Origin of the sequence: Nocardioides sp. CPCC 206348 (assembly GCF_048654705.1) — a bacterium.
Lineage (GTDB): Bacteria > Actinomycetota > Actinomycetes > Propionibacteriales > Nocardioidaceae > Nocardioides.
Genome location: NZ_JBMCZA010000216.1, coordinates 14642 through 21805, shown reverse-complemented (window position 1 = coordinate 21805; position 7164 = coordinate 14642). Strand labels below are relative to the sequence as shown.

Sequence of the window (7164 nt, the reverse complement as noted above, 5' to 3'; positions counted from 1 at the left end):
GTGACGGTCTCGCCGAGGTAGGCCTCCGCGTCGCGCTTCAGCTTCTGCAGGATGAACGCCGAGATCTGCTGCGGCGTGAAGTCCTTGTCGACCGGGTCGCCGACGTGCTGGGTCCAGTCGGTACCCATGTGGCGCTTGACCGACCGGATGGTGCGGTCGACGTTGGTGACGGCCTGGCGCTTCGCGACCTCGCCGACGAGCACCTCGCCGCTCTTCGCGAAGGCGACGACGGACGGCGTCGTACGGGCGCCCTCTGCGTTCGCGATGACCGTGGGCTCGCCGCCCTCGAGGACTGCGACGACGCTGTTCGTCGTTCCGAGGTCGATGCCGACAGCTCGTGCCATGGTGTGGTTCCTCCGTAGTGATTCAGGGTTCAGGCGTCAGGTTAGTTGAGCCGAATGGACTCAAGTCTGACACAGGGCACAACGACCGGGGAACCGGGGTTGTTCCCGGCCGCCCAGTCCTCCTTTCCGAGCCTTTCCCGGAGGCACGTGCGCGCCTAGCCTGAGAGGACGAGGGACCTCCGCGGCCCCTCGGCTGGGGGCGGCCATGGAGCCGGAAGCAACCTCTCGGAGCGCCACGATGTGGGACCGGATCAGCCGCGGCGAGCTCAACGCCGCGGCTGCCGACGCGCAGCTGATGCTCGAGCACTGCAGCGAACCGGCAGCCCAGGCAGAGGCACACGCTGCCCTCGGCCTCCTGCTGCAGCGCGTCGGGCGCATCGCCGAGTCCCGCGACCGGTTCACCCGGGCTGCCGATCTCACGCGCTCCACTCCCCGCATCCACGCCTCGTACGTCGCCGACGAGGCCGCGTCGCGGTTCCTGCTCGGCGACCTGACCGGCGCCGCCGGCGCGGCCGAGCGCGCCCGGAGGCTCGGCGACCTGCACGCCAACCCGTTCGCATCCTGCGAGGCGCTCAACACCCTCGCGGCGGTGGCGCTCGGCGAGGGCCGGACCTCTGACGCGCTGCGCCTGACCAGGGAGGCGATCTCCTTCACCGCCGCCGGTGACGGCCGCAACGGCGGCGCTCCCATGGCCCACCTCCACCACGGGATCGTCCTGATCGAGCTGGACCGGTTCGCCGAGGCGGAGTCGGCGTTCAGCGAAGGGCTGCGGCGCTCGGCCGGGGCCGGTGCGGTCGGCCAGCTGACCTGGTACCACTGCATGCGCGGGCTGTGCCGCTTCCTCTCCGGCCACTGGGACGCCGCGATCGAGGATGCGCGGACCGCGCTCGACGCCGCCGAGAGCACGGGCACCCTGATCGCCCGCCCGCTGGCCCGCGGCGTTATCGGCCTGGTGCAGGCGATCCGGGGAAACGTCGCCGCCGCGACCGAGAGCGTCGCTTCGCACGAAGGCACGTTGACCGCCGTCGGCCTCCCCGGCGAGGACTGGCTCGCCATGGCCCGCGCGGCCATGGCTCCCCATCCCGCGGCGGCCCACGCAGCGCTGCTCGAGGGCTGGCTGCACACCCGGCGGACGCCGTACCTCCTGAGCTGGCGCGCCCTGGCGCCGGCCGTGGTCCACCAGTCGATGCGGCAGGGCGAGCACGAGCTGGCCGTCGAGGTCGCCGAGCAGGCCCGCATCGGGGCGGGACGTGCTGGCCACGTCGCGTCCGCAACCGGAGCAGCCCTGCGCTGCCAGGCGATCGCGGAGGCCGATCCAGAGGTCGCACTCGCTGCGGTGGCGGTGCTCGAGGGCTCCGGACGACCCTTCGCCTTTGCTTCCGCCTGCCTGGACGCAGCCCTGCTGCTCCATGCGGCCGGCCACGACGACCGCTCCCGCAAGGTCCTGCGCACCGCGGTGGACGCCTTCCACGGCCTTCGCGCCAATCCCTGGCTGGCCTACAGCGGTCAGCGGTTGATGCATCTGGCCGCCCCACCGGACGTGGTCGAGCGCTGCCAGCCGGACTGGAGCCTGCTGACCCCGACCGAGGACAGGATCGCCCGCCTGGTGGCCAGCGGGCTGTCCAACCCGCAGGTGGGTGCCGAGCTCTTCATCTCGCCCCGGACGGTGCAGACCCACACGTCGCACATCTACGCCAAGTTGCAGATCACCTCACGCGTCCAGCTCTCGGCGCTGCTGCGCCAGCGCGGCCCCCACTGACCCGCACGAACGTGTCCGCGATATCCGCCAGTCGGCGGATGCCGAGCCCCACCGGGGGCGGCAGTCTCCGGTTCATTGGCAAACCACCATTCACCAGGAGCTCCAGATGAAGCACACGTTCACCATTGCCGGACAGTCCGAGACCCAGCAGCGCTGGCAGCAGATCCACCGCCGCCACGCCGTCCTGCGCAGGGTCATCACCTCGGGCCGCGTCGACGAGTCGGACGCCGAGCTCCAGGCGGTGTTCCCGAACCGGGACGACCTCGTCCGGGAACTCGTCCAGCACTGGACGACCTTGATGGGGGCCTGTGTCGACTTCGCCCTCGAGGTGGGCGAACAGAACGACAGCGCCGAGACCCTGCGCGAGGCACACCGCGCCACCATGCGGCGTGAACCCCGCCTCTACCCGCTGATCCTGCACACCACCCGGGGGGCACTGGGCGCCGCGCTCGTCGAGCGCGAGTACCTCCGGCTGGCCTGCGCCGTCGGCCTCGCCACCCCGGGGACCTCGGCGGCGGTCGCGTCGCACCAGGTCGCCCTCGTCCTGGACGGTGTCCCGACGCCCTCCACCGAGCCGCGGCCGTCCCGGTTCCGCGCCACGCTGGACCTGCTCGTCGGCGCGGGCCCGTCCCACCCGGTCCAGGAGCTGCTGCACTGACAGGACCGGTCGGATCCTCAGCCGGCGAAGAGCCCCGCGAGCAGGACGCGGCCGGGGACGCCGCACTTGCGACAGGCCGAGGCCAGCTGGGCCTGGACCGTCCGGGACGAGACGCCCAGCTGTTCGGCGATCGCCGGGTTGGAGAGGCCCTGCACCGCAAGGCGGACGACCCGCTGCTCACCCGGGGTGAGGAGATGCCAGGGGCCCGTCGGCACGTCCGGCGGTTCCGCCGCGACCCGGACCAGCTGACGGGTCACCAACGCACTCCACGTCGTCGCTCCGAGGGCGTGGAAGACGGCCGCCGCTTCATGGAGGGCGGCCGAGCGTCGCGCTGGGTCCGCCGTGGTGCGGGCGGCCGCCACGCACCCGAAGGCGAGCGGGAGGGGCCGTCCGCTCGCGCGCAGGAGCTCCAGGCCGGCGTCGAGTGACTCCGGCGACCCCGATGTCGCGGCCGAGCAGCACAGCGCGGTGGCGCGGGCGCTGATCGTCCCCGCCACCTCCGCCAGCTCCCCCACCCGCTCACTGACCGCGGTGGCGAGCACGTGGTCGCCGCGCTGGACGGCGAGCACCACGAGCGGGTAGGCGAAGACCTTCCAGGCCAGGAAGCTGGGCATGCCACGCAACCGGAACCACGCCTCGCACAGGGCGTCATAGCGTTCATCGGCGTCATCGGTGCTCGCCGCGACGGCCAGAGCGACCCATTCCTCCCCGAGCCCGCCGCCGGGGCCGAGTCGGTGGGCACGGGATCGCGCAATGAGCACCCGGGCATCGGCCACATTCCCGCGCAGGCCCTCGATGCAGGCCGCGATCCCCCAGGCCAGGGGGCGCGCGGCGAGGGCGCCGGTCCGCTCCGCACGGTCGAGCGAGCGCCGCGTCTCCTCGCGCGCGGCTTCCCAGCTGCCGTCGATGAAGTGCAGCATCGCCTGGGAGGCGAGGTACCAGGCCAGCTGTCCGGTGTCACCCTCGTCCTGCGCGATCCGGATGCCCTCGGCGATGGTTGCATGGGCCTCCGGCATCCGGTCGAGCTCGGCGAGAACCATCGCGAGCACCACGTACGCGGTGGAGCGGTACTCGGCCTGGCCGATCCCCTTGTCGTCGTACGACGCCGCGGCCTCGGCGCACGCCAGCGCCTCGCCCAGGCGACCCCGCCCCAGGTTCACCACGGCGAGCGTCGTGCGCGCCTGTCGCACCGGGAAGTCGAAGTCGTGCTGGGCGGCGAGGACGAGCGCTTCGTTCGCGTCGGCCTCGGCCTGGTCCAGCGCTCCGGCGAGCACGCTCGAGAGCGATCCGACCGCGAGGACCAGTGCGCGGTCCGGACCGGAGTCACCCACCAGGGCCAGGGCCCTGGCGAACTGGTCGCGGGAGTCGGCCGTGAGCCCGGCGCGCTGCATCATCAGGCCGATCGCCGTCTCGACCCGCCCACGCTGCACCGAGTCGTCGCTGACGATGAGCAGTCGGGCGGCCATCGCGAACGCGTGGTCGAAGTCGCCGGCCTGGATCTTCATCCACAGGTCGAGCTCGAGATCGGACGGGGTCGACGGATCGCCCATCCCTCATGGTCACCCCGCTCCCGCCGCCCGCCAAGTGGCGAAAACAGGGGTCAGGGACGGACGGGTCAGCCGACCTGGACGCGGATCTCGTTGCTCACGGTGCCGTCGTCGCGGTCGATCACGCGGAACCGGTTGAGCCCGCCCTGGCCCGTGAAGATGTAGCTCGAGAAGGTGCCGTTGGTGACGCCGACGCTGGCGGGGAAGTCGGCCCAGCCGCCGTTCTCGAAGCGCTGGAGCCACAGGATCGCGCCTTCGCCACCGGGGTAGACCCCACTGAAGTAGATCCGCTCGTCGGCCGCGACGCTGTTGTCGACCGCCTGGAGCGAGATCTCACCGGCCGAGGGCGACTCGGACTCGGTCGACTCGGTCTCCGCGGTCTCCGTCTCCTCGACGTCGGTCTCCTCGGTGGACTGGGTCTCCTCGGGCGTCGCCGTGTTCAGCGTGATCCGCGGCCCCTGTGAGCCCGCGGTCTCCACCGGCGTGGGCAGGTACATCGACTCGCGGACGGTCGATCCGGCGGCCGACGAGCCGCCGCCGTCGCCGATGCCGAGGAACCGCGACCCCATCAGCGCCACCAGGGCGAGGATCAGCCCGACGCCGAGGGCGACGGCGACCAGTGCCACCAGCCCGTTGAGCACGGGGCGGTCGGCGCTGGGCTCCTGCTGGGGGTCGCTCACCTCGCCATTGTCTGTGACGCGGGCGGCGCAACCAAACCGCGTGGGACCGCGCGGGTCGCCACGAGCGTCACCGGACGTACGGCGGCCGCTGCTGATCGGCGACCTCGATGGGCCCCGCCATCGCGTTCCTCGTCCGTCGGTGAACTGCCTTCATCCACCTTGAGCGATCGCGTGCCGCTTTGGTTGCGTGCTGGACGGAAATCGGGTCGGGAGATCAGAACCCGCGGGTCCAGACCACCTGTTCGTGCAGCCGGTTCGAACGCCAGCCGGCGGGCGTGCGGACGAAGTGGTGGCGGTACATCCCGCCGACCTCGACGACCCGCTCGCCGCCCTGGCCGTCCGAGATCCGCATCGGGTTGTGGAAGTACGCCGTCACGTCGGCCTCGTCGCGCGAGCCAGCGAACACGAAGTCGATCTGGGCCACGGCGTGCACGCGGTGGGCGGAGAACGCAGGCAGGTTCTCGGCGAGCCACGCCTTGACGACCGGGAAGGCGTCAGCGATCCCGCCGCTCTCGGTGTAGTCGATGTGCGCGTCGGGCATGAAGACCGTGTCGAGGCGGTCGAAGTCACCCTCGTCGACGGACAGCGTGTAGCGGGTGATCGCGTCGGTGATCTCGGCGCGGTCGATCAGCTCCTGCAGGTCAGTCACGGGGTGCCTCCGGTGGTCGAGCCTGTCGAGACCCGCGGTTCGAGGACGACGACCGGGATCTCCCGGTCGGTCCAGGCCTGGTAGTTGTCGAAGTCGGCGTAGAGGTCGACGAGGCGCGGCCAGAGGCTCGCCCGCTCGGCGGAGTCCGCCACCCGGGCCCGCACCGCACGACGGCGTTCGCGCGGCAGGTCGACGGTCGTGTCCGGCGTGGCGACGAGGTTGTGGAACCACTGCGGGTTCTTCGGCAGTCCGCCCTGCGAGGCCACGATCACAAGGTCAGGTCCGTCCGTCAGGAAGAGCAGCGGGGTCGTGAACGTCGTGCCGCTCTTGCGCCCGACGTGGTCCAGCAGCAGCACCGGCACCGGCTTCTTCCAGCCCGCCCCGACGCGCCACTTCGCGCCGATCCGTCCGTTGGTGAGCCGGTAGACCTTCACGTTCGCCTTGGCGCCGTACTTGATGATCTTGGCGACGATCGGCTTGTCGAGACCCTCAGGCTTTGTCTTGGGCTGTCCCATGGCGCTCACTCTGGCAGAAATGTAGAACACGTTCTAGTGTGGAGCCCATGAGATTCACCTACGCCGAAGGCATGACCCAGGCGAAGTACTACGCGCCGCTCGCCCAGGCCGTCGAGGCCACCGGCTACACGTCGATGTCGGTCGCGGACAGCCTGATCTACCCGCAGGAGTCCGACTCGAAGTACCCCTACACCGACACCGGGGACCGTGAGTTCCTGCTCGGCAAGGAGTTCATCGAGACGTTCATCCTGTGCGCACAGCTCTTCGCGGTGACCTCGACGCTGCGGCTGACGCCCTTCGTCCTGAAGCTCCCGGTGCGTCCGCCGGTCCTCGTCGCCAAGCAGGCGTCGTCCCTCGCCTTCCTCTCCGACAACCGCCTCGGCCTCGGCGTCGGCCTGTCCCCGTGGCCCGAGGACTTCGCGGCCCTCGGCGTGCCGTGGGAGAAGCGCGGGAAGCGGATGGACGAGTGCATGGACATCCTCACCGGCCTCATGCAGCCCGGCGACGAGCCGACCTTCTTCGGCTACGACGGGGAGTTCTTCCAGTTCGAGCCGCTGCAGCAGTGCCCCGCCCCCACGCAGAAGATCCCGCTGCTCGTCGGCGGCCACTCCGACGCCGCGCTGCGGCGCGCCGTACGCAAGGGCGACGGGTGGATGCACGCCGGCGGCGACGGCGAGGAGCTCGACCGCCTCCTCGCCCGCCTGGCGGAGATCCGCAAGGAGGAGGGCGACACCCGCGACGACTTCGAGGTGCACGTGATCTCGTACGACGCCTACACGCTCGACGGCGTGAAGCGCCTCGAGGACAGGGGCGTCACGGACTGCATCGTCGGCTTCCGGGTGCCCTACATCAAGGGCCCGGACACCGAGCCGCTCGAGACGAAGATCAAGCACCTCGAGGGCTACGCCGAGAACATCATCGCCAAGGTGAACCCGTGAGCGAGGCCCTCGGGCTCACCAAGCCACTGCAGGACGCGATCGCCGAGGCCGAGGAGCTGATCGCCAACGCGGCG

Annotated in this window: 8 protein-coding genes; 3 read left to right on the top strand and 5 right to left on the bottom strand. The window is 71.1% G+C overall.

Annotated features, from left to right (window positions below):
* Positions 1–344: Hsp70 family protein (locus tag ACOADB_RS23405; protein ID WP_378604557.1), on the bottom strand; the 344-nt coding region annotated here is incomplete at its 3' end.
* A 238-nt stretch (positions 345–582) separates the two neighbouring features.
* Between ACOADB_RS23405 and ACOADB_RS23400 the strand changes: the two genes are divergently transcribed.
* Entirely contained in the window at positions 583–2103 is a 1521-nt protein-coding gene (locus ACOADB_RS23400; protein ID WP_378604397.1) for a LuxR C-terminal-related transcriptional regulator, read from the top strand.
* A gap of 106 nt (positions 2104–2209) precedes the next feature.
* Positions 2210–2761 carry a hypothetical protein gene (locus tag ACOADB_RS23395; RefSeq protein ID WP_378604394.1) on the top strand — a complete coding sequence of 184 codons (552 nt, stop codon included), beginning with the start codon at positions 2210–2212 and terminating at the stop codon, positions 2759–2761.
* A gap of 17 nt (positions 2762–2778) precedes the next feature.
* Here ACOADB_RS23395 and ACOADB_RS23390 read toward each other — a convergent pair whose 3' ends face one another.
* The 4 genes from ACOADB_RS23390 to ACOADB_RS23375 all read right to left on the bottom strand — a co-directional run bounded on the left by ACOADB_RS23390 (position 2779) and on the right by ACOADB_RS23375 (position 6152).
* Entirely contained in the window at positions 2779–4311 is a 1533-nt protein-coding gene (locus tag ACOADB_RS23390; RefSeq protein WP_378604391.1) for a LuxR C-terminal-related transcriptional regulator, read from the bottom strand.
* Positions 4312–4376: 65 nt separating this feature from the next.
* Positions 4377–4988: a hypothetical protein gene (locus ACOADB_RS23385; RefSeq protein ID WP_378604388.1), complete on the bottom strand. Its 612-nt coding sequence runs from the start codon at positions 4986–4988 to the stop codon at positions 4377–4379.
* 214 nt (positions 4989–5202) lie between these two features.
* The gene (locus ACOADB_RS23380) at positions 5203–5637 is read right to left on the bottom strand and encodes a nuclear transport factor 2 family protein (RefSeq protein WP_378604385.1); all 435 of its coding nucleotides are present in this window, start codon (positions 5635–5637) and stop codon (positions 5203–5205) included.
* On the bottom strand, positions 5634–6152 hold the full coding sequence (locus ACOADB_RS23375) for a nitroreductase/quinone reductase family protein (protein WP_378604382.1): 519 nt from the start codon (positions 6150–6152) through the stop codon (positions 5634–5636). The genes ACOADB_RS23380 and ACOADB_RS23375 overlap by 4 nt, the downstream gene beginning before the upstream one ends.
* Before the next feature lie 47 nt (positions 6153–6199).
* On the opposite strand from ACOADB_RS23375, the gene ACOADB_RS23370 reads away from it, so the two are divergent.
* The gene (locus tag ACOADB_RS23370; protein ID WP_378604379.1) at positions 6200–7090 is read left to right on the top strand and encodes a TIGR03619 family F420-dependent LLM class oxidoreductase; all 891 of its coding nucleotides are present in this window, start codon (positions 6200–6202) and stop codon (positions 7088–7090) included.
* The last annotated feature ends 74 nt before the right edge of the window (positions 7091–7164 follow it).

Coding starts and splice junctions, on each gene's coding strand:
- ACOADB_RS23400 (WP_378604397.1), top strand. CDS start 583: ATGTGGGACCGGATCAGCCGCGGCGAGCTCAACGCCGCGGCTGCCGAC.
- ACOADB_RS23395 (WP_378604394.1), top strand. CDS start 2,210: ATGAAGCACACGTTCACCATTGCCGGACAGTCCGAGACCCAGCAGCGC.
- ACOADB_RS23390 (WP_378604391.1), bottom strand. CDS start 4,311: ATGGGCGATCCGTCGACCCCGTCCGATCTCGAGCTCGACCTGTGGATG.
- ACOADB_RS23375 (WP_378604382.1), bottom strand. CDS start 6,152: ATGGGACAGCCCAAGACAAAGCCTGAGGGTCTCGACAAGCCGATCGTC.
- ACOADB_RS23370 (WP_378604379.1), top strand. CDS start 6,200: ATGAGATTCACCTACGCCGAAGGCATGACCCAGGCGAAGTACTACGCG.